The organism is bacterium (genome assembly GCA_020444325.1).
GTDB lineage: Bacteria > Bacteroidota > Ignavibacteria > SZUA-365 > SZUA-365 > BM516.
Window position 1 is genome coordinate 95,726 of sequence record JAHLLD010000014.1, and the last position, 23,290, is coordinate 119,015.

The following is a 23,290-nucleotide window of genomic DNA, read 5'->3' on the forward strand; positions in this document are numbered from 1 at the left end:
ATAATCCCATGAAGACCATACTCATAACACTCGCCATCCTCGTGGTCACGGCACAGTCCGCCCTCTCGCAGGACGTCAACTGGAGGTCCATGCGTCCCGAGCAACCGAACCGCCTTCAGCTGAATATCGGATACGACTACGGGGCCGTGACACAGTTTTCGTACAGTCGCGCGTTTGATGTATCTCGTCCCCTGGTCGTCGGCCTGCACGCCTCCCTCCCCATGGGGAATCAGCCCGTCGACGATTTCACCCTTCGTCTCGGTGCGCAAATGGAAGTCGCCCAATGGCGAGGCTTCTCCGCCACCGTCAAAGTCGCATCCAACTTCCGCCGCTACCAGAACGACCTGGTGCGCATCGTCAGCTTCGGAGCTGATTTCTCTGCCCTGGTGGGATACTACGATCCCTCCTGGCACGCCGCACTCGAATTCGGTTTCGACAAAGCCGTCGCGACACAGCTCACGCATTCCGATGTCATGAAGCAGTACGGCTACGTCGGAATCCGCGACGGCTGGTACGTCCCGACCGGCGGGAATTTCTACTACGGCATCCAGGCCGGAAAAACCATCGGCGACTGGGCCGAGCTGACCCTGCGCCTCGGCCTGACCGACGCCCAGTTCGACGACGAAGACGCCATGCTGCCCTACTACCTGCAGCTCGGATTCGGCCTGCCGTTTTAATCGCAGGAGGCAGCCATGCAATGGAAGAATCGAAGACTGTCCCTCACCCTGCTCGTGCTCAGTGTGCTGTTATGGGTGGTGGCGTTGTATCTGGTGGTGGGTGGGTGAGGGGGAGATAACGTAAGACCATTGAGGAGGGGCGATCATAACCTGAACTTCTGGGACACAGGCCGTCAGCTAGCTGGCGGCCTGTGGTCGCAATATCCAGCTCTCCATCTCGCCGAAGCGTATGGATTGATCCATCCAGCCACGAATAATGGGTAGTACTACCCATTGACATTGGGAACCGCTTTTCCGATAATATTATGTCATTCTACTGCTTTTGCTTCAGATCACACCCCCACGCCTCACCCAGTGGAGTACCCCACTCCGCATGTAACTGCTATATGCCCTGCAGCAATCGAATCCACGGCCTCGATACCACTGAACATTCAGATTTGACTTTCCCCGGAGGTTCCATGTCAATGAAGCTCAGTTTCCTCGTTGCAATTATTATTTCCTTCACATCAGCCCAACTCGACGCGCAATGGCTTTCACAGGGTGCTGTATCCTTGCCACCTAATTTCTACGTCGCATCCATGAAGCCCCTAGATCAGAATGTGGTGTGGGCAGTTGCCGATACGATCGTGTTGCAAGGGCCAACAGCCAGTTCTCCCCGCATACTCCGAACAATTGATGGCGGAGACACATGGGAGATGCAGACAATTCCGCAAGCGAATGGAATGTTTTTCACAGACATCACAGCGATTGACGCCAACATAGCCTGGGTTGCAGTCAACGACCTCAGGACGGGAGACGGCGGCATCTATAAAACGATCGACGGAGGCGTGACATGGATCGAGCAACTGCCACATACCCCCTGTGTGTATCTGCATTTTTTTAATGCGCATGATGGTCTGCAAGTCAACCGCCATATCATACATACAAGTACGGACGGTGGAGCTACCTGGGTACGCGTTGCAGCGAAGGACTATCCGGAGTTCTTCACAGGAGAGTACATGATCTTCTACGCAAGCAACAATGCGATGGCGATTACCGGTGACAATGTTTGGATCGGAACATCACGGGGCCGGGTGTTTCACTCGTCAGATAGAGGCCATCACTGGTCTGCGTCGGAGACCTCCCTGCCTTCAGATGCAGCGATCACCAGCATAGCGTTCAAAGATTCCCAGCACGGCATTGTCGTGTCCTGCCTGGAGAATGTTGGATTCAATCCGGCTCAGACACGCATGAGTCGAACCAGCGATGGAGGACAAAACTGGGAGACCATTGTATACCAGCTCGACGGTCCTTCCGGAGCCTGCATCGCCTACATACCGGGTGCGCGATCGACATACATGATGGTCGCATCAGCGATAGACTCAAACGCACCCGGGGCAGCTTACAGCAATGATGACGGTAGCACATGGGATAAACTGGATGATGATAACCACAACAGTATCGCGTTCGTCGATCCAGCTACCGGCTGGACCAGTTGTGAGACTACACTGGAACACCCTAACGGCTTCATCCAAAAGTGGGCTGGGAGTCCACTGTCCACCACGACCCGGACTGTACCAAATCCACCAGACCTGCCCAGCCTTGACAATCATTTTCCAGAGCCAGCCTCCACCCTTGCGAATATCTCATTCACGCTACCACACAGGGGGGCGGTTTATCTCGCCATGTACGATATCCTCGGACAGCGGATTTCACTCTTGACCAACGGAGTGTACGCAGCTGGATGTCACACATTGAAAACCAATCTTGACCACCTTAAAACGGGAATCTATTTCTATCGAATGATCTGCGATGGTGTCATTTGCACACGGAAGCTGACAGTTGTGAAATAATCTCATTGCGTAAAAGAAGCCGATCATGGAGTTCGCTATCAAAATGAAACCTATGAAACACGAGTTCACAGACATCATAGAGAATTGAGGAGACAACATCATGCGCACGCAGCTAATAACCAACTGCTTCCGGGTTCTTGCTTCAACCGTAGTCTTCGCACTGTGCTCATCGCTGATGACAGCACAGGCACTCGAAGACTGGGATTTGTATACAGAAGGGGTTTCATCTGGTGCGTATGATTGTGGGGGAGATCCAACCGCGCCGTATGACAGCGATGATGTCGGGTACATGATCGGTGATGGAGCTAAATCCAATGGATTTGGAACATGGATGTGTACTATCGATGCCGAGGACTATCGCTCGAAGAGGATTCAACTTTCTGCATATGTCAAAACTGAGGACGTGAATGCTGGAGCAATGTTGTGGATGAGAGTGGATGGCAAGAATCATAAAATCCTTGCATTTGACAACATGCAGAGACGCGCAATCAGAGGGACAACGGATTGGAGCAGCTACACCATCGTACTCGACGTCCCTGTTGAAGCTGAAAAGATTGCCCTTGGCACCATATTGGGGGGAAACGGAAAAGTCTGGACAGGCAGCCTTGAATTAGCAGCAGTTAGCGCAGAAGTACCGGTAACCGATCTCGGGAGTCCAACCGATATGCTGCGTCCCCCGAAAGATGTTGCTGCGAAGCTTGCACTATTGAAGGGTCACTGGGAGGGTCGCATTCATCAGACCATGGGAGACGGAACGGAATTCGACTGGCCCGTTGAAATGGACTGTAGTACGGTGCTTAACACCAACACCATACAGATGAAAGGAGTACTCCATGCGCAGGGTGACTTCACAGTCGACTGGATAGGAATGTACAGTTGGGACTCGTCACAAAAACGAATGGTGTATTTCGAAGCAACAAGCACTGGCGAAACAGCAGCGCTTAAAGGCAATTGGCGACAGGAACAGGTACCCACACTTGAACTTTCTGATCTGGAGTCTACGGAGGGCCACAGCGCTCAACAGATCATCACGATTCCTGATGAGGGCAAGATGTTATGGGAACTCACCTGGCAAACTGAGGACGGTGTAATACGCCAGTTGTTGGATGCCGAAAGAAAGTGAATGGTCAGCTGATCGAAGGTAGAATCATTCCGACCGCCCTGTTTCATGATTTTCATAAATAATCCCGGGAATCCACCAATGTATACGAAGCGAATTCCAATGATAATACTGCTAGTTCTCCTATTTGGTGCACAGGCATCATCACAATGGCTACCGCAGGAAACTCCTTCTCTTCCAGAACAATACATGATCTATTCTATGAAGGCCGTCAATAAAGATGTGGTCTGGGCGCTGGCAGATACGACGCACGCACTTGGCCCAGCTGTGGGCTTCCCGAGAGTACTGCGGACAACAGACGGAGGAACGACATGGACGGCAATTCGGGTTCCGGAAACGGATGGTCTGTTTTTTATGGACGTATTCGCTCTAGATGAATTCACTGCATGGATTACTTCCAATTGCATGTGTCAATCCAGTGATAACCTGGGAGGGATATTACACACCACCGACGGCGGAGAGACATGGACGGAGCAACTTCACAATATTCAGACACTGTTCATTCATTTTTTTACAGGGCTCGTCGGAGTAGAAGTTAATTCGTGGTCTGTGAAAGTAACCGATGATGGTGGTCAAACCTGGGAAAGCATTCCTGTGGAAAATCGACCACAGTATAAAAGCGGTGAAATGAACATCCTCATGTCGAGCAGCAATGCGATGGCAGCTGTCGGAGACACCATCTGGGTCCCAACGTCAATGGGGAGAGTCCATCGGAGTACTGACAGGGGGCACCACTGGGATGTGGTTAGCATTCCTTCAATGGAATCAAGAATCATTACAAGCCTCGCATTCCGCGATGGACTTCATGGATTGGCGATTTCCTGTCTCGACAATGTTGCGGGGCTCGCTGCAACGACTGTAGCACGAACGACGGATGGAGGAGTAAACTGGGAGATTGTTCAGCCTGCGATTTCTCAGGTATCCGGGACCTGTCTCGCGTACGTTCCCGGAACCGCCAGCACCTTTGTGATGGTCGGGGACTACTTGCCTGGAACGGCTTACACCACTGACGATGGAGCTTCTTGGAGCTACCTTGATATGGACAAATACCATACCGGAGTTTCGTTCGTTGATCCAATGACCGGATGGACGTCCTGTATCTCATACCCATCCTACAAAAACAATTATATACAAACATGGCATTCTGGGCTTCTGGACATCGATCCAGGCTCGGCAACCAACATGACTGATGTGTCTCTGCTTGGCGGCTGTTATCCACACCCAGTCGTCTCTCAGACATCCATTCCATATCGCCTCCAGCGCTCTGGCTGGGTCCATCTCACCATCTATGACCTTCTGGGACGACGAGTAAGAACGCTGATTGACCAGAACATGAATCCCGGACGCTACACAACCCAATTTGATGGTACCGGACTCCCGGCAGGAAGGTACGTCCTTCTACTTGATGCTGCCGGCGAAGTCCATACCAGGATGGTCACATTGCAGCGGTAGCTGCATCCGTGTGCACCGCACTCTTCATTCTCAAAAACTGTACTGCGCTAGATCGCGGAAAAATACCTGTGTGCACCGGCATCCCTGATATTCGCCAAGACGATATCCTCTATCTCCTCGGTAAAGTTCTCCGAGGATAATTTCCGACGCCCACCATTTCATTTCCCTTGGAGGAATCATGATACGAATCTGCATTCTGCTTGCTGCGATAACTGTGTTTCTATATCCCACGACTATGACAGCCCAGTCATCCACGAACCTGATGTTGGAATGGAATACTTTTTTCGGGGGCGTGGGGACAAATGTCGCACGTGCTACCGTCGTCGATGCCCAGGACAACATTTATGTCGTTGGTCTCGCGCAAGAGGGATGGGACAATTCAATCATCCCGTTTTCAGGAGGCTCGAAAAATGGCTTCCTCGCGAAATTCAGTAGCAGCGGTGCCCTGCTATGGCACACTTACATCCCGGCGGCAGGCGCCAGCCTCAATGATGTCACAATAGACGACAATGGTAACATTATCGCAATCGGATCCACTACCGCAAACTGGGGCAATCCGGTTAATCAATACACCAGTGGGGGAATGGCTGACATCCAAGTTGTGAAATTCAACAGTAGCGGTTCACTAATATGGAATACGTTTGCTGGGGGCTACAATCAGGATTTCGGTGAATCTGTTGCGCTTGACGCCGATGGGAATATTTACATCACGGGATACTGTTGGGGTTATCCTGGATGGGGTGCCCCGATTCGAGAGCACAGTTCGAGCTCCTCTGATCACTTCGTGGCAAAACTCAATAGTGACGGAGAGATGCTGTGGAATACGTTTCTTGGCGGCGACGGTTTTGATGCGAACGAGAGTGATATTTCCGTAACCGGGGACGGGATGCTCTACGTGGCAGGCGCAGGAAATGCAAGCTGGGGGAATCCTGTGCAGGCGTTTTCTGCAAGCATGGATGTCTTCGTCGCTGCGCTGGACAGCAGCGGAGGTCTCGTCTGGAACACCTTCGTTGGAGGTGCCGGAGATGACAGGGGCATTCATCTGGCCGTAGATGGCGATGATAACATATTTCTTGTTGGTCATAGTTCCGCAACATGGGGCACACCTATCGTAGCGTGGACCGAAGGATATTTGGAAGAAATGACTGATGCATTTGCAGCCAAAGTCAGCAAAGAAGGGTACGTAGTCTGGAACACGTTTCTGGGAGGTGGATCCAGAGACGATGGGCGAGAAATAATCAGACATCCTGACGGCACGTTATACATTGTAGGACAGACATACGGCGTGTCATGGGGAACGCCACTGGATTCATATGACGGTGGATCTGATTGCTTCCTTGCTGCAGTAGATACTGCAGGACAGCGGTTGTGGAACACTTTCATCGGCTCAAACATATACGACGGAGGCTGGGGGATAGCATTCGATTCCAATTATAATCTCGTGGTCTGCGGCACCAGTTACGCTAGCTGGGGCGACCCAATTAATCCTCACAATAGTCCGACCTCCTTGTGGGATGGCTTCCTGGCGCTTCTCGTATTCAATCATCCTCCCGTTGCGAACTGCCATGCCTCCATGACTGTTGCGGCAACAGGTACCTGCACTGCATACGCATCAATGGACAATGGCTCCAGTGATCCGGACGACAACATCGCTACCATCACGCAAACGCCACCTGGGCCGTACCCGATTGGGACAACTGAAGTCAATCTCACTGTGACAGATACCTACGGTGTATCCAGCACCTGTACCGGGTATATCACGGTAATAGACAATTCCGCACCTGCTGTAATCAGCAAGGCTGCGTCTGTCACTCTCGTGGATGGGGCTGCAGAAATCATGCCCGATGATGTAGATGGTGGCTCGATTGATGCCTGCAGCGCTTTTTCGCTCTCAGTCTCCCCCAACACGTTCACATGCCTGAACATCGGTGCGAACACTGTCACGCTGACCGCAGTCGACGCCCACAACAACGTCGCTACAACCACAGCGACGGTCAACGTCATCGGCGCCGTACCCGATCCGGTCATCGAGGTTGCCCCGTCCCCTACTGTTTTGAATCACGCGGAGAACACTGTTTACCTGGGATTCGGGCCGCAAACAGTGACGCTGACCGCTTCCGGCTCTCAAAGTGATACATACGAATGGGCCGCTTCTCCTCGACTCAGTAGTACTGATATCAAATCACCGACATTCGCTGTTTCAGAAGCCGGGGCGTATACGGAGTCGGTGACTGTAACCAACGAGTACGGCTGTACTGGCTCGGCCTCTATCTCGATCGAGGTGCTGGATTGGCGCTGCAACAACAATGCAAATCAAGTCAAGATCATGATGTGCCATGAGGGGAAAACAATATGTGTTGCGGAGAACGCGGTACAGGCCCATCTCGGTCTCGGTGATTACATAGGAGCATGTCAGACGCAAAAGCAGCGCAGCATCTCACCTGAGTTTCTCTCACTTGCTCAGAACCGCCCCAATCCATTTAATCCAACGACCTGGATAGAGTATAGCCTCCCCGAAGCGGGAATGGTTCGCCTCGTCGTGTACAATCTGCTCGGCCAGGAAATATACCGTCTCGTCGACAACTACTCTCCCGCCGGTATTCATCATGCAGTATTCGATGGATCCGACCTGCCAACCGGTACCTATATATATCGACTGGAATGGAACGGACAGACGCTTACTCGCAGAATGGCACGGCTTAAGTAGACTCTATGTGCACCTCTCACCGAATCAGGAGTAGTTATGATACGACAACATTGCATTCACCAACTCAGAGAACTCGTACCCCTACTTTTTCTCGTTGCTTTCTTCATTCCTTCATCGCTGCAAGCGCAGCCCACATGTGAAGGAGCGAGCTTCTCTGTCACCAACACGTTCCCACCCGGGGGACACAATGCCATTGATTTTGAACTTGGTGATTTCAACGAGGACGGAAAACAAGATCTTATCGTCGCATGCGCCACATCATTCAATCTCTTTTTCCTCGAAGGAGACGGGAGTGGTAATTTTGACATAAAAGAATGCGTAGAAACTGGTGGACCTACAAGTTCATTGAAACTTGCCGACCTGGATGGTGATGGACATACGGACCTCGTCATAGGTGCACCGTTTAAAGCGTATCTTGGCAATGGGGATGGGACATTCGGTGTTCCTACCGGATTGCCTTCAACAGGACGCGGACACGTCGCCGTAGCTGATATGAACAATGATGGGAAGCTGGATGTCGTCGTTGCAGACCTCACGACCAACGCACAGAACGCGGAAATATACCTCGGAGACGGAGCGGGGATTTTCAGCTTGAGTGATTCGTACCTTACCGACCATCACTCCAGCGGTGTGGCACTGGGTCATTTCAATTCCGATGCGTATCTCGATGTTGTGGTTTCAAACTGGAACGGCCACAGCGTGACAGTGCTGATGAATGACGGGACAGGAAAATTCGCTTCAGCAGTTGAGTACCCCGGCCATACATATTGCCAACAGGTAACAACGGGGGATTTCAATGGGGACTCAATGGACGATCTCGCCATCGTTAGCTGGAGCCTGCACAGCGTCGCCATACGTCTAAACGATGGCAACGGGGGATTTTCGAACCGCACGGATTATTCTACCACCGGAAGTGCTCCAAATGGAATCGGCAGCGCCGACATCAACGGCGATGGAATTATCGATTTGGCGGTATGCAACGCGTACTCCGATGATGTCACGGTCTTCCTGGGTGCATCTGGTGGGACCTTCAGCGTTAAGACAAAGCTACCCGCAGGCGATTATCCCACGGAAACAGCATTCAGTGACGTGACGAACGACGGGAAGCCAGACCTCCTCGTCTCACATATGTATTCCAGTGATGTATACATTTACGAGGGTGATGGTACTGGAGGGTTCACATATCGGGACAAAATATCATTTGGAGGGATCGCCGCACCGGCCAGCATCCTCAATGCCGATGTGAACGATGACGGGAACCCTGATGTCATCACAGGGAACTACAGCTCGAAGAATGTCTCAGTCTACCTCGGTACTGGCAATGGTGATTTCCAAACACCGGTTCAGTACCCGGCACACGGAAATGTCCGCGGAATTGTTCTCAAGGACCTCGATGGCGACGGCGACCTGGATATCGCCGCTGGACATCGATGGATTGACGGAATATCGGTAATGAAGGGTGATGGACTTGGCTCATTTGCGGCACCGGTCCACTATGCAGCCGGGCAGAATACGCATGTTATCCGTGCAGCCGACGTTGACGGTGATGCTGATGCGGACCTGATTGCCATCAACACATTTTCAAATGATTTCTCGCTTCTGCTTAACAACGGCGATGCAACATTCGGCGCCGCAACGTCGTACGCACTGGGCGCTGAGCCACGCGGGTTAGAAGTCGCGGATTTCAATGGTGACGGAGCACCTGATGTCTTCATCCCGCTCAAAGGTTCAAAAAGCGCTCTGTTTTATCTCGGGGACGGACAGGCTGGCTTCACAGCCCCTGTCACAATAAGTTTGCCCGATGAAATTGAGTCCTCCCTGGTTGGTGAATACACGAATGATTCGTATCCCGATATCGCGTGTACATTTGTCGGATCGGTTGATTTTCACATCCTGCCTTCAAATGGGCTGGGAGGATTCGCGTCCGTCATCACCTATACAACCAACTCAGGCCGGAGTATTACTACGATTGGCGAAGGGGATTTCAATGCGGACGGATACCGCGATTTTGCGCTGTCACAAAACGTATCGAATCGTGTCCGCATCCTGCTTGGCGATCCTCAGTGCGGTTTTCAGCTATCCGTGTCCGTCCCGACAGACATTAATCCTCGACTAACGTGCCCCGGCGATATCAACGGAGACGGGAAGCCCGATATTGTTACTACAAATTTTAGTACTGACAATCTCTCCCTCCTTATGAATACGACAACAGCGTGCAGCAGCATCAGTGCTCCTGTAATCACTCCGGCAGTCACTGCTCCCCTGTTACCACAGTCTACGCTCAGCATCGCATTTGTCACGGACGGATTTTTCTACTGCAACAATTCGTATCTGGTTGAATTGAGCGATCCGAACGGTGATTTTTCGGATCCCACAGTTATCGGTAGTGGAAGTGCAGGGCCCTTGACCGCTACAATACCTTCGAACATTCCCTCAGGATCGGGGTACCGCATTCGTGTTGTCTCGACTGGTCCTGTGCTTTTTGGATCAGACAACGGAGCAGATCTGACCATTGATGCTGATGATCCGCCTGTTGCAGTGTGCAGGGATATCACGATCACACTGAGTGGCGAGGTAACAACTCTTCAAGCCGTGGAGGTGGATGGAGGCAGCTCGGACGACAATGGTATTGTCAGTATGGAGATTTCAAAGTCTGCGTTCACCTGCTCGGATGCCTCACCGGCTATGATCACGCTCACCGTGCGAGATGCGCTCGGGCAAAGTGCCTCTTGCGATGCGCAAGTGACCCTCATCGGTCAGCCTCCGGAATTCACAATCACCTCAGATCCTGCAGTCCCCGTGAACCCCGGTGGCGATGTCAACACCCTGTACCTGGGCTATGGTCCTTCATCTGTGACACTGACTGCCTCTCCTGCAATGTCATATGATTGGTATGACGGATCAACGCTCATTGCACAGAACCAGCAGTCCATCACAGTAAGTCCCCTCGCCTCAACCACGTATACAGCAATCGGGACAAACGCATTTGGTTGCACCGGCGAGCAGGACATCAACATAGTCGTACAGAATATCGTCTGCGGGAACAACCCTGTACGTATTTTGGTCTGCCACAAGTGCACAGGCGGAAACACACTTTGTATCGGGCCAAGTGCCGCGGAGGGTCATCTCAAGCATGGCGACTATCTCGGACAATGCCTGCCAGCGAAGGAGAGTCATCCCGTCGATGCACTTCCCGGTCAGCTCTGGCTTTCTCAGAACTTCCCGAATCCGTTTAACCCAACCACGGAAATCGCGTACACAATTCCTCTGGCTGGCAAAGTAAAACTGACAATATATGATCATTTCGGTCGCGAAATCAGGCGGCTTGTCGATGAGATGAGGTCTCCAGGTCACCACCACATCATATTTGATGGAATGAATCTCGCGTCAGGAGTGTACTACTACCGCCTCCAGTGGAACGAACAGGTACTTTCTCGCCGGATGACTCTGCTGAAGTGATATGCATCGAGAAAATGTGAAGGGGCGAAAGCCCCTTCACCCCGCTCCGTGCACGACGCATGCATATTCCAGGGAGCGTGGAAAATGCTGTAGCAAGCCATACCCACAGATCAGGGAAGAATGCTCTTCAACTCTCTCCAAGCCGCACGCTGCTGCGATTCCGTTCTTCGTGAAGGCCCCATCCTGCCTAGCATGCCAGTATGGTATAGCGGGAATAACGTGCGTCTGTACCATTGGATTGGTTTGGCTACGGCATCCCGGAGTCGTCTCTCCCCGTGATCGTCAATGAGTCGACTGGCAGGCAGCGCACCGCTGCCGACGGGACAAACGACCGGTGGATTAAATACCTCAATCATTCTGCTAAGGTTGCACAAAGCCAGCATTGATGCAACCATCATCTCACTATTCGACTACTGCTCATCACCCTGCCAGTGTGCAATGTTGTCACTGCAGCGTGCAGATTTCTCACGTCTGTCTTGACAATTCCACTGAAAATACAACCTGAATAGGATGGCAGGATATTTGCATTGATCATGTTTAGAGAATGACATATCATACTACTTGGCGATTTGATCCTATTGCGGCCAGACACAAACAGCTAAAACGGAGTCCACATTGAAATCCCATCTACGTATTGCGCTCATTACCCTGATGCTGTTTATCAGTACGGCACCCGCCCCTGCCCAGCTGAGCAAGCTTCGAGCATCACACGCTGCATTCTGGGATTCGGTGTTTGGCGCCGGGGGCTGGGATAAGGCAGACATCGGCTTCGTCGTGACCAAGCGTCCCCCTATGCTCCATGTGGTCCGACTGGACGGCGGACAGGACACGATCGCAAGCTTTGAGGTCTGTGCGATGGATGTGACGCCCGGATTCAAGGCACGCGAGGGTGATGGACGCACGCCGGAAGGCATCTATCACATCTCTCTTCTCAATTCCGCCAGCAGCTATCACCTTTCAATGAAGATCAATTATCCCAATCAGGTTGATGATGCGCGGTATAAGAAGCACAGCGCTTCGAAGGGGGAACGCTGGTCACAGGGCGGAGATATTTTCATTCACGGGAAATGCGCCTCGGTTGGCTGCATCGCGATGACGGATGAGGTGATAGAGAAACTCTACCTGCTTGTCGCGTCGCGTCCGAGTAAAAAGCAGAGCATCCCGGTTCTGCTTCTCCCTTACGACAGCGAGGCGGCGTATCAGCAGATGTTCTTTCATGCCGACGAACAGTACGAGGAAACCGGGAGCGTCTACTGGCTGCTGCTGCGCAATCACATAGAAAACATGCGCGACCTGTGGCGCTGTTTCCGAGACACGGGTTCGATTCCCCGAGCGCGAGTGACTGCCGACGCGTGCTATCTTGTCCCTCAATCCAAATAAGCACCTTCTCAACGGAGCCAAGACTCCCGTGGCGATTTGATCCCTATTGCGGCCACGATTTTTTGAACAGCTAAAAAGGAGTATCCCCATGTCCCTCAACATTCCCCTCCCCGACGATCCGAAAGTCACACAGCACAACGGTATTGTATTCACTGAAGTCGGTGCCTACGCCGCCGCGGTCCCTTCGCTTCAGCACAGCCTGAAATTCGATCCCGGGAACTGCCGTTCGATGTATTACCTCGCGCTGGCACATTTCCGGCTCGGGCAATATGATAGCGCGGTGCAGGCGTACAATACACTGGCACGCTCCAGTGATCCCGAATCGCGTCCCGGCTGCGCGATGCTGCAGCGGGCGTTCACGCTGAGGGACGGTCATCATCTGCGCGATGTGGAAGAACTCGAGGAGAACATGGCGTTGGATATGATCGAGCGCATGTACCACTCGGAATTGCAGCCCATTCACTTTGTCGGCATGGTCTGGCTGAAAGAAGGGCAACTGCGCACTGCACGGGCACTCGACCTCAGCATCATTTATGGCCCGGAGAATCAGTTTCTCTGCGTTCTACCGCAGGGACAATCCTGGCTGGAAATCGAAACGGAAAACGCATGGGTGCCGGTCTGGCGCTGTCCCGTCTCCGTGTTCGACCGCCGCGCCGCGCAGCAGCTCTTCTTCCTCCGCGCACTGTTTACATTGAAGTCGAGATTCAAGCTCACAACGGCGCCGGACGTATGCAGCACGGAATTCCCCATCGAGCACCGGGATATCCTGCTGCAGCGCATCTTTCCTGACAGTCGGTGAAACAAAAGCGGCGTCCCGCAGACACGGGACGCCGCATAATGTCGTCAGAGTTCCTCACGATCGGGAGGGTAGCCGCCGACGAGCAGCCATTTCCCATCGGATTGTTTTTGATACATCTGTCCACTCCCCCAGCCGACCACACCCCCGTTCACTGCAAAACAATTGACGCACATGTCCGCCCAGCGGAGTCCCTTTCCCACGCGTCCATCGACGAGATAGTCGAGATCACGGAACGATCGTCCACACAGGTCGCATTCATCGGGTGGCGATGTTCTGTACCGCGACGGTTTGTCTCCGCGCTGGACGGCAAGATATTCTGACATTGCATGTGTCTGGGCAAGCGCTTCCTGGCGTCTGTGCATTTGCCGCATCCACATCGGTTCTTCCCGCTGCTTCAGAGGGAATTTTTTCCAGACGTCGATCGGGCGTCCCCCGGGAAGCTGCGCCTTCAGACTGATATCTATACCGTCATCGACTGGCTGCAAGTCCGCCATTGCGGGAATATATTCTACGTAGCCCCTGGTCTCCGTGTACCTGGCCGAGTCATCACTGAATTTTTCTTTCCGCCTGAAGGACTTCCTCCAGCTCAGGATGATATGATGATCCGCCCAGCTTTCAATCGGCTCTAAGACGAAGCCGTACATGACCCATGCATTCTTCGGCTTGAGATCGAGCATGGCGGTCAGCTGCATGCTCTTCCTTATATAAGGAAGCTGCGGCCACTGCATCAGCATGTGCAATGCCCCGGTACCGGTGGCGCGCTTCCCTGACAGACGCAGGTTCATCTGCTGACGGAGTTCGTTCATGGTTTCAAGGTCTTCCTCCTCACTCAAGAGAGCAGAGGCTATCTTGTCGATCCACAGGTCCGTCGCTTCACGGAACGCTTCACGGTTTTTCAGCATATCGTCACCATTCCTGGACAGGATCGTTCAAATACCGCTCGAGATAGCTGACACGCTCATGTAGGTCAGCGGCCATATCCGCGTCAAGCGGCAGAACCCTGTCCCACATGCGCCATGCGTCGTCGGGACGCTCGAGATCCACGTAAATAAGTCCGAGACAGTACCAGGCGTCCGCCCAGGCCGAGTCGATGCGCACTGCTGATTTGAAACAAGGGATGGCGAGCAGCGGACGATCGGTGGACCAGTACAGGATGCCGAGATTATAGTGCGCGAGGTCATCGTCGGGATTCAGCGCGATCAGGCGCTCGAGCACGACGCGTGCTTTCATGTTGTGATCGCACTTGAGCAGTGAATACGCCAGGCGATGGAGAACAAACGGTGTTTCGGATTCGGCCTGAATCACACGGTCATAAGAACGGGCGGCGTTTTCCCAGTCCTCACGATCAAAGAACGATTCGGCCATGGCGAGATCGGAATTTTCCTCCTGCGCAAAAAGCACAACTGCGGGGAAAAAAGTCAGGAGAATGATGATGGCGGGATTGATGATGTAGCGCATGACTCCTCCTGTCGTTTGAGTGATATAAATCGACTCCCCCGTGCAACAGGATGATAAAAGGGATAATATTTGATGGGGTAGAAAGTGTCACTATGGGAAAGTGCAACTACCATGCCAGATGGGATCAGAGCGTAGAATTATGCAGGAAGCACAATCCCAGCTATCAGATTGTGAGTTTTGTTCACGAAAACGTGACGGATATTCTCACCCGAAGAAATGAATTTAATAATGATATGATTCGATAATTTTCGCGGAATAACGTTTTCTCATTTTTCGATTATTGCAGTCCCTGCCATTTTTACAATGACAAAAGGCACTTTTTCATATGTCAAAGAACATACATCCCTATACAACCCATGATGCTGCATTCCATGCAGACTTCTCATGGTGAAAACGGTTTCGTTATGTGTTTTGTATTACCTCTGTCCTCTGCCTTTGTGTTCTGGGGAAGGAATATGAACGGGCAGTAGCGAGGATTCAGAGGCAGATGCGGTATGTTGGTGATGATTGGGGGACCAATATATATCCGCGGAGCAGCGATGTCAAGAAAAATCAGCATAGAGGACGATAAGTATCATCGTATGATACTCATCTTCATAAACTGACTGCATGCAGATCACACTTGATAGTTCCGCAGGACACCTTGCGCGAGCGTGATGACTTTCTCGCGCAGTGCAGGAGGATCGAGAACCGTGACACCCTCGCCGCGACTGACGACCCAGGAAGCAATTTCGTCGAGTGAATTCACGGACGCCTCGAGAACGATGGCGCCGTCGGACTCTTCGGTCACAAGCTGCGATTCGAACAACTGACGCGGTTTCAGGCGCTGCGCCCAGAGCGGTGAGAGGTGCAGACGGATACGATATTCCTCGGTGCCGATCCAGCTTTTGAAGGAATGCCGGAACAGCGCCTCGATGTCCGATGCGGGGACTGGACGAAAGCGCCTGCTGCCGGGGTTGACAGATGCAATCTTGTTGAGATGGAACTGCTTGATGCGGTCATCGTGCATGGCGAGCACACGCCAGTAGCGGTCGCTCTGGAACAGCAGCAGCGGTGCAATTTCCCGTAAGCCGTTCTTATCCCCTGCCTCCTTCCTGTAGTCGATCACGGCGATACGCCGCTGTTCGATGCAGCGCTGCAGCAGCACCGCAGTATGCAGCGCACGGACGCCACGCTTTCGCACCATGAGTCCGACGGCATTGTCCACTCCCCTCTGCGCCACGCAGAGTGAGAGGTACTGCGCCACGAGTTCCCTGAGTCGACGCGGCGGAATCGGAGTATCGATGCGCACGCCTCCATTCCGATGTGAATGAACGTCGATCCCACTGCCGCGTAGTTCACTCAAATCACGTTTGATGGTAAGCTCTTCGCAGCCGTACATCTCCGCCAGGTCCACCGGCCGCAGTTCCCGTTCATTTTCTACCGCGAGTCCCACGATCTCCAGTTGCCGTTTCAGTTTCGTTTGAATGTCCAGCATGTTCCCGTTCGCCTCCGCAATAATCGCTGAATTCGATACGGATATAATATGAGGATGACAGGGACAAAGTACAATGCGTGACTTCAAATCAGGGACGTACATCATCTGCAGAGGACAGCTTTCCCCAACTGTGCATTGCTCCCGGCACCGCTGCGCCCGAAGTATCACCGGATGATACGGAAGTAACCTCCATTCATGTCTACATTATGTATCTCAAAGGAGGTACACCAATGAACTATCTGAAATCACTGCGAGTAGAACAGCACGGAGCCATCAGCTGCGTGCACCTTGCGACACCGACGATGGACACGCTGACATACCTGGCATGCGAAGAGGCGATTGCTTCCGGGAGTGTGGAGGTAAGGGAAGTCAGCGATGCAGGCGACGTAAACAGCCTTGAAGTCCTTAACAACTCTGATCAATTCATATTCATGATGGATGGCGACATGCTCGAAGGAGCGAAGCAGACGCGGGTATTGAACACCTCGGTGTTTCTCGCCCCGCGGAGCCGTACCGTCGTTCCGGTAAGCTGCGTCGAGCAGGGCCGCTGGCACTACACATCCCGCACCTTCCGCGGTTCCCGCAGCGTCGCGCCCCGCAGCGTCCGCGCTGCGAAATCCGAAAGCGTCGCATATTCGCTGCGCACCAGCGGACGACACACGGCAAACCAGTCCCGCGTATGGAATGAAGTCTCCTCCATCGACGGAGCGCATAACGTCAACTCCCCTTCCCTCTCCCTCGCCGACACATACGAGCACCTTGAGAAAGACATCGATGCCCTGACACGCCTGTTCCAGGGTGTTCCCGAGAGCAACGGCTTCGCCATCCTGATCGGGAAACAGCTGCTCGGCATAGACATCTTCAACCGCCGTAACATCTGCGCCTCATATCTCCCCAAAGTCCTTCGCGCCGTCGCCATCGAAGCTGTCCATCTCGACCCCGACGTGCCCATGCCGAAACCGACAGAAGCATCCTTCCGCGCGGTAGACTTCATGGATCGCCTCTCCGACATCGAGTCCGAACTCCACCCGAGCGTCGCACTCGGAGAAGAAACACGATTCAACGACGACATGGCCACCGGATTTCAGTTGACCTACGAAAACTCACTCGTGCATCAGTCCGTGATGGTGCTGGAGAAGACCGGGGGGGGATGAGTACCAAGCGTGATAGTTAGTTTTGATCAAATCAGCAGACTTTCCGATGTCATACAGACCATGCAGTGGAGCAAATACATCTCTAAAAACCAGGTTTCGATCGGGCGAAAGCACTATATCTCGGAGTATTCTATCCTGATCGTTGCCTTTCTGAAGTGCAATGCATATCTTTCACATGAGCATTCTACAGACATCACATGATTGAACGCCCAATCTTCAGCCATCCTCAGATGAGCTGGGGGGGATTGGTTGTTTCGTTTCTCTTGCACAGGGGGACTGTGATCGCAACCCGAGTTCACATAGATTCGGACCGATTTATTTTCCTGATATTCTGGAGGCTTTATGAAAATGGGGTTAAGAATTGGGAGCTTGTTCGTAATGGCAGCCTGTGCGTTGTTCCTTACGGCGAAGCTGCAAGCGCAATGTTCAACACCAAACCTATCCACACCAACCACGATCTCAACTGCAAGCTATCCTTACTCGGTCAACGCTGCCTATCTCGATGCAGATGCACATCTTGATCTCTTGATCGCCAATTACGCTTCAGACAATATCTACATTCTGCCTGGTTATGGGGATGGGACATTCGGAAGTGCTGCATCTTTCGCAGTCGGCAACGGACCGGTCATGGCAATCGCAACTGGTGACTACAACGGCGACAATGTACCCGATGTCGCCACGGCGAACTGGTATGCGGGCACATTTTCGATTTTACTTGGCAACGGTGATGGCACCTTCGGCACCGCCACACACACCTCCCTCGGCAGTGGAAGCTACCCTCGCTCCATCGTCTCAGGGGATCTCGACGGAAACGGTTGGACAGATCTGGTTATTGCCTGTGAGAGAACGGACAATATTGCCATCGTGTTACGCACCGGGCCGGCCAGTTTCGCAAGCCCCGTATTCATAGCGGCCGGATCAAACCCGAACTTTGTCGTACTGAATGATTGCGATGGAAACGGGACGCTTGACCTGATAGTCTCGAACGGTGACTCGCCGAGTATAACGGTGCACCTCGGAAATGGAGAAGGAGCGTTCGCTTCCCCGGTCTCTTACACTGTCAATCAGAAGCCATACTGTGTTACCGCAGGAGATTTCAATAACGATGGGATCACCGACATTGCCGCCGCAATTTCGGTGAACAGCAAGGCGGTGGTCATGCTGGGAAGCGGCGGTGGAAATTTCGGCTCCCCTACCTACTACGACATCGGCACATTCCCCTATTTTATAATCACAGCCGACGTCAACCGTGACGATGAGCTTGATCTCGTCGTCGCCAATGGGGAATCCGACAACATCAGCATCCTGCTTGGAAACGGTAACGGCAGCTTCGGTACAGCGACGAATCTTCCTGTCGGAAACGACCCGCGCGGGATAGCGGCCGCGGATTTGAATGAGACAGGTGGGCTTGACCTTGCGGTCAGCAATTTCGGTGCAAATACAGTTTCCATCTTCCTGAACAGCTGTTATCAATCCCCCACCCCGGATCTGGATAATCTCCCCTCTCTGGTCGGGGAATGTTCCGTAACAGTGAACACAACTCCGACAGCGAACAGCGAGGTTGCAGGCACGATATACGGCACGACGGATGATCCGCTCTCCTACACCGAGCAGGGGACATACACTATCACATGGAAGTACGACGACGGTGTCAGTGCCCCTACCTACCAGACTCAGCTCGTCGTCGTTGACGATATTACTCCCCCACAGCTCAGCATCAGCACTTCGCCCACATACCTCTGGCCATGCAATCACCAGATGCAGACTGTGAATGTCACAGTCACGGCGACTGACAATTGCGGAACTCCGGAAGTCACGCTTGTTTCGATTGTCAGCAGCGAAGCGGAAAACGGAATCGGTGATGGTGACACCCCGGATGATATTCAACTCGCTGAGACGGGAACCTACGATCTGTCATTCGCACTCCGAGCGGAGCGCTCCGGTTCCGGAAGCGGGCGTGTATACACAATCACCTATCGTGCGGTCGACGTCGGCGGCAACTGGACCGAAGCGCAAACAACTGTCACAGCACCGCATGCAATAAGCAAGTTGTTCAGTGGAGAAGTTATACCTCCGTCAGACATGACTCTCGGACAGAATTTCCCAAATCCTTTCAATCCATCAACCAGCATACCCTACACCCTCGCGGAGGATGGACACGTTCGCATCGTAGTCACGGATTCCCATGGACGAGAGGTCGAGGAGTTGGCAGATCAGCACCAGTCCGCCGGGACATACAGCGCGGAGTTCAATGCCGACTCATTCTCTTCGGGAATCTACTTCTGCACAATGTTCAGTGGACATGAAGTGCGAACAATAAAGATGACTCTTTCGAAGTAACGACGATATATCAAAGAGACATGATGATCTAGCACCAGGATATGGACCTTCACCAGGCAAGTATATCTTCGTGAGGATTGCGAACTGTCTGAGGTCGATCAACCGGTATATCGGGTCAGGTCAGCATCGGCCGTCTCTGACCATCAAGCGGTCTGGCAATGACATGGGAACCGCAATTTCACAATCAGATGCATATTCCAGTCAAGCCCCGCCAAATCCGGGGCTTGACTGGAATCGAAAGTGTGTTTGAACGGGAATGGCACTAGCCAGGCAGGATTCGTGTGATCAACCAGCCTTCGTACAAAGCTTCCGGAGCGCGGATCTCGTTCAGTGCTTTCTGTCCCGCCAACAGATATCCCTGCTTCTCGAGTGTGCGGTAGAGAGAGTACACCAGGGAGACGACGCCGTCATCTTCTCCATTGGTGTCCGACCGGGCCTCCGACAGGCTCAGGAGCAACAGCAGTGCCACATTAACGTTGTGCAGAATCTCCTTTTCCAGCGCCAGAATCACGGGATCTGCCATATCATAAAAATCCCCCTGCGGCACCATCACAGTACCGAAGGGGGCCTCATCATACGAACCGATAGAATCGAATAATGAATGCATCCAGGAACCTCATATTACATAGTAAATAGTGTAATATGGAGATTCTTCAATGGGAATAAACTAATTTTGTCAAAGCTCTCCATTGCCATTGATTTAAAGCTTAATGAGCAAGTCTCTGGCATCCGGCAGCTTCTGATCGTCATCGAACTGAGGAGATGCTCTCTGCTCATTGATAAATTTCAACGCTTCGCCATATCCTGTGATCTTTTTTAGCAAGCTTTCCTTGTTTTTCTTTCTCTTCAATTGCTGGAATGACGACTCCCACACTGGGTTATACTTGTCAATGAGTGCACTTTCAAAGAACAGCACCTGATAGTCCTTGGTACTTTCACGATCAAATGGAATCACTGATACAGTAGTTTCCATTTCATGCAGACCAGCGAAGAAGAGAAGATAGTGCGGATATAGATCTGCACTTTTCTGCGTGTACGCTTGCGATTCCTTCACAGCCCATGCGTACGTGTTGTAGTGGTTGCCAGCGCTCGTAAACCACCTGGAGATTATGCCTTTTAGGGCGGAACCAACCCGAATAATTCTTGTACCGCCAGCATTATCCTGATAGGTATGGATGTATACATGTTTCTCAGCTTTCTTATCCCATTTTTCAAACTTCGCTCTAAACTCCCCAAATCCGGCTGGAGTCATTGCCAATTGGAACGGTTTCACCGCCAGATCAAGATCAGCAGGAAATGGTCGTTGTTTGAGTTCATTTACATATTGTTCAATCGATTCCGGGGACCCCATTGTTCACCTCATTTTTGTAAAAAAATGGACCAATTCTATTTGTCAAACCAATAACTACATCATGGGACCAGCAAATTACGCCAGCCCTCATAAATCATGACCATCGCCATCGTATCCAATTCGCAATAGCGCAGCAGGGCGTCATGGAGATGACGGTGTTCGGCGTCGCCCATCTCCTCGAACTGCATGCGCGCGTAGGCGGTCATGGCAGCAGCACCGTCTTTCAGTTCATCGCTTTCACTGAGGAGCTCCTCATCGGTTGGATCAATATCCTGGAACAACCTCGGCAGGAGTTTGTAAGGATCACGAACTGTATCGTTGTCGCGCACGATCCAGCGCCAATCCTGATAATTCTTGCTTGGAATTCCGCCGGCAGCCCCATAGATGGGTTCGCTGTATTTATGCTGCAGAAATTCGGACCTCTGCAGTATCGCGGGCAGGACGTACTTGATTGAATTCGAGCCGCCCGTGTATGGATCGTAGTAGTAGCGTTTGACCAGCTCGAGCATGTCGATCATGTTCCGTTCTCCTTCCCATGTCTCGACGCTTGAACCGGTAGAACGCGTTATAGTCTGGATGAAGGCGCACAACTCGTCCCGGTCCGGCACACCGGGGTCTGCCCTGAGCTGCTGATGGATCTTGCAGAGGTAGGTATTCTCATGCGCCGCGTAGCGGAATATGCTGCCGTCGTCCTGTTCCAGCTCCCGTTTCAGCGCACGTACGAAGTCGTAGTTCGGAAACACACCGGGTTTTGCGTTGAGATACTGTCCGGCGTGCTCAACGCGTCCGTCCTCATGGACGACATGATGGGAGAACTGGAAAGCGATTTCTTCGTATGGACGTCGACCGGCGTTAAAAGGTATAGCCACCATCGTCGTCTCGAAATCGATGAAGTGGAGCGGGAAGCGCCAGCTGTGCATCTCCCGGCGAAGACTATCGGTGTCGATCCAGGGCGAGTCGTCGCCGCGATGGATCTTGTCCACCTGCATCCACTGCCGCTCGGACGTCGAGAGCCCGGGCTTTCCATCCGGGGATGGTTTGATGTCGTCTTCTGTGACATCGGTCATCTTGATACGACGATCTTCGATCAACTCATCCTTGCGCCGGAAATTCCAGAGAGTCAAAACCGTGGGGTCTGCGAAGTCCGCTTCGTCCCAACCGAGCACTTCCGAAAAGCACTCCCTGTACCCATCCCGTTTTCCGGCAACGAAGTCTTCCTCACTGCATCGAAATTCACAGGAAGCACAAGTACTCGAAAGTACGGGGAGTATTTTCCTGTCATCGGCATAGGAAGCGGCGTAAAGCGCAATCCGGTCCTCGAAGCCAAGCAAGTTCGCAGGATCGCTGTCGTGGTTCTCCCAGATGAGATCCACATACGGATCCACGTTGACTTTCGCCAGAATAGGCACGAACAGGTCCGCGTCGTTCATTTCGGGGGAGACGATCACTTCAAGTCGATTCTGAGCGTTTCTGGTGATGCGCAGTTTCTGGTTCAGTCCGTCCGTCGGACATTCGGCGGATTTATCAGCCATCATCAGGTATGAAGAAACCACCATTCCCGGAAAAGCGTGCGTCAGGACATGCTTCTGAAATGCCACATCGTAGAGATATGGCCGCCAGCTGCCCTTGATCGTACCCTTCCGAGTCAGAAAGGCATCCCGATCGTCGGGATCGAAGGACTTCGCCTTCACTTCGATGAGATGCAGATGATTCCCTCTCTTCTCCAGCACGTCGATGCGGATGAACAGGTTCTCATAGGCCACAGCGGCTTCGTAAATAGTGGCATTCTCCTGTTGCAACGCTACGTTAGTCTGTGCAAGAGACTCATCGTAGTCAAGCGATTTGATGTCCACCCCACCCGGATGGTAAAGCTTCGCCAACTCCCCTACTTGGTAGCCTCCTTTCGCAAGTTCAGCCAGGAAGGGATCACTCAGTGACTGGTTGGCGTACTCCTTCTTCCCTGTGTAGAAGAGTTTTGTTGGACACTCGCAGGCGAGTTTGAAACGGGATTTGGTGAGAGTGATGATTCTGTTCATACGCGGTCATATAGCTGGTCTATTCACCTTTCCCTGGGACATATGGAC

The 23,290-nt window shown here is 52.5% G+C and carries 16 protein-coding genes; 10 read left to right on the top strand and 6 right to left on the bottom strand.

What is annotated here, in order from left to right; all coding sequences use genetic code 11:
• Positions 1-8 precede the first annotated feature (8 nt).
• The 8 genes from KQI65_15860 to KQI65_15895 all read left to right on the top strand — a co-directional run bounded on the left by KQI65_15860 (position 9) and on the right by KQI65_15895 (position 13,426).
• Positions 9-677: a hypothetical protein gene (locus KQI65_15860; GenBank protein MCB2206219.1), complete on the top strand. Its 669-nt coding sequence runs from the start codon at positions 9-11 to the stop codon at positions 675-677.
• A gap of 458 nt (positions 678-1,135) precedes the next feature.
• Positions 1,136-2,509 carry a hypothetical protein gene (locus tag KQI65_15865; GenBank protein MCB2206220.1) on the top strand — a complete coding sequence of 458 codons (1,374 nt, stop codon included), beginning with the start codon at positions 1,136-1,138 and terminating at the stop codon, positions 2,507-2,509.
• Between the two features lie 100 nt (positions 2,510-2,609).
• On the top strand, positions 2,610-3,632 hold the full coding sequence (locus KQI65_15870; GenBank protein ID MCB2206221.1) for a hypothetical protein: 1,023 nt from the start codon (positions 2,610-2,612) through the stop codon (positions 3,630-3,632).
• A 78-nt stretch (positions 3,633-3,710) separates the two neighbouring features.
• Positions 3,711-5,081, top strand: a complete 1,371-nt coding sequence (locus KQI65_15875) for a hypothetical protein (GenBank protein MCB2206222.1) — start codon at positions 3,711-3,713, stop codon at positions 5,079-5,081.
• A 214-nt stretch (positions 5,082-5,295) separates the two neighbouring features.
• The gene (locus KQI65_15880; GenBank protein ID MCB2206223.1) at positions 5,296-7,788 is read left to right on the top strand and encodes a T9SS type A sorting domain-containing protein; all 2,493 of its coding nucleotides are present in this window, start codon (positions 5,296-5,298) and stop codon (positions 7,786-7,788) included.
• 36 nt (positions 7,789-7,824) lie between these two features.
• Positions 7,825-11,247 (top strand): T9SS type A sorting domain-containing protein, encoded by a 3,423-nt coding sequence (locus KQI65_15885; protein MCB2206224.1) that lies wholly within the window; start codon positions 7,825-7,827, stop codon positions 11,245-11,247.
• 615 nt (positions 11,248-11,862) lie between these two features.
• On the top strand, positions 11,863-12,627 hold the full coding sequence (locus KQI65_15890) for a L,D-transpeptidase family protein (protein ID MCB2206225.1): 765 nt from the start codon (positions 11,863-11,865) through the stop codon (positions 12,625-12,627).
• A gap of 88 nt (positions 12,628-12,715) precedes the next feature.
• The gene (locus tag KQI65_15895) at positions 12,716-13,426 is read left to right on the top strand and encodes a CDC27 family protein (GenBank protein ID MCB2206226.1); all 711 of its coding nucleotides are present in this window, start codon (positions 12,716-12,718) and stop codon (positions 13,424-13,426) included.
• Between the two features lie 44 nt (positions 13,427-13,470).
• Here the strand turns inward: KQI65_15895 and KQI65_15900 are convergent, their stop codons facing one another.
• The 3 genes from KQI65_15900 to KQI65_15910 all read right to left on the bottom strand — a co-directional run bounded on the left by KQI65_15900 (position 13,471) and on the right by KQI65_15910 (position 16,361).
• Entirely contained in the window at positions 13,471-14,328 is an 858-nt protein-coding gene (locus KQI65_15900) for a hypothetical protein (protein ID MCB2206227.1), read from the bottom strand.
• A gap of 4 nt (positions 14,329-14,332) precedes the next feature.
• Positions 14,333-14,884 carry a tetratricopeptide repeat protein gene (locus tag KQI65_15905; GenBank protein ID MCB2206228.1) on the bottom strand — a complete coding sequence of 184 codons (552 nt, stop codon included), beginning with the start codon at positions 14,882-14,884 and terminating at the stop codon, positions 14,333-14,335.
• A 616-nt stretch (positions 14,885-15,500) separates the two neighbouring features.
• Complete coding sequence (locus tag KQI65_15910; GenBank protein ID MCB2206229.1) at positions 15,501-16,361, bottom strand: WYL domain-containing protein; 861 nt, start codon at positions 16,359-16,361, stop codon at positions 15,501-15,503.
• 230 nt (positions 16,362-16,591) lie between these two features.
• Between KQI65_15910 and KQI65_15915 the strand changes: the two genes are divergently transcribed.
• Together KQI65_15915 and KQI65_15920 are read left to right on the top strand one after the other, a co-directional pair.
• Positions 16,592-17,515 (top strand): hypothetical protein, encoded by a 924-nt coding sequence (locus KQI65_15915; GenBank protein MCB2206230.1) that lies wholly within the window; start codon positions 16,592-16,594, stop codon positions 17,513-17,515.
• Positions 17,516-17,893: 378 nt separating this feature from the next.
• Entirely contained in the window at positions 17,894-19,855 is a 1,962-nt protein-coding gene (locus KQI65_15920; GenBank protein ID MCB2206231.1) for a T9SS type A sorting domain-containing protein, read from the top strand.
• Positions 19,856-20,117: 262 nt separating this feature from the next.
• Here KQI65_15920 and KQI65_15925 read toward each other — a convergent pair whose 3' ends face one another.
• The 3 genes from KQI65_15925 to KQI65_15935 all read right to left on the bottom strand — a co-directional run bounded on the left by KQI65_15925 (position 20,118) and on the right by KQI65_15935 (position 23,242).
• Positions 20,118-20,462 carry a hypothetical protein gene (locus tag KQI65_15925; protein ID MCB2206232.1) on the bottom strand — a complete coding sequence of 115 codons (345 nt, stop codon included), beginning with the start codon at positions 20,460-20,462 and terminating at the stop codon, positions 20,118-20,120.
• Between the two features lie 93 nt (positions 20,463-20,555).
• A complete protein-coding gene (locus KQI65_15930) occupies positions 20,556-21,206 on the bottom strand; it encodes a hypothetical protein (protein ID MCB2206233.1) in 651 nt (216 codons plus the stop codon).
• Between the two features lie 59 nt (positions 21,207-21,265).
• Positions 21,266-23,242, bottom strand: coding sequence for a DUF2779 domain-containing protein (locus KQI65_15935; protein MCB2206234.1), 1,977 nt, complete (start codon positions 23,240-23,242; stop codon positions 21,266-21,268).
• Between the last annotated feature and the right edge of the window lie 48 nt (positions 23,243-23,290).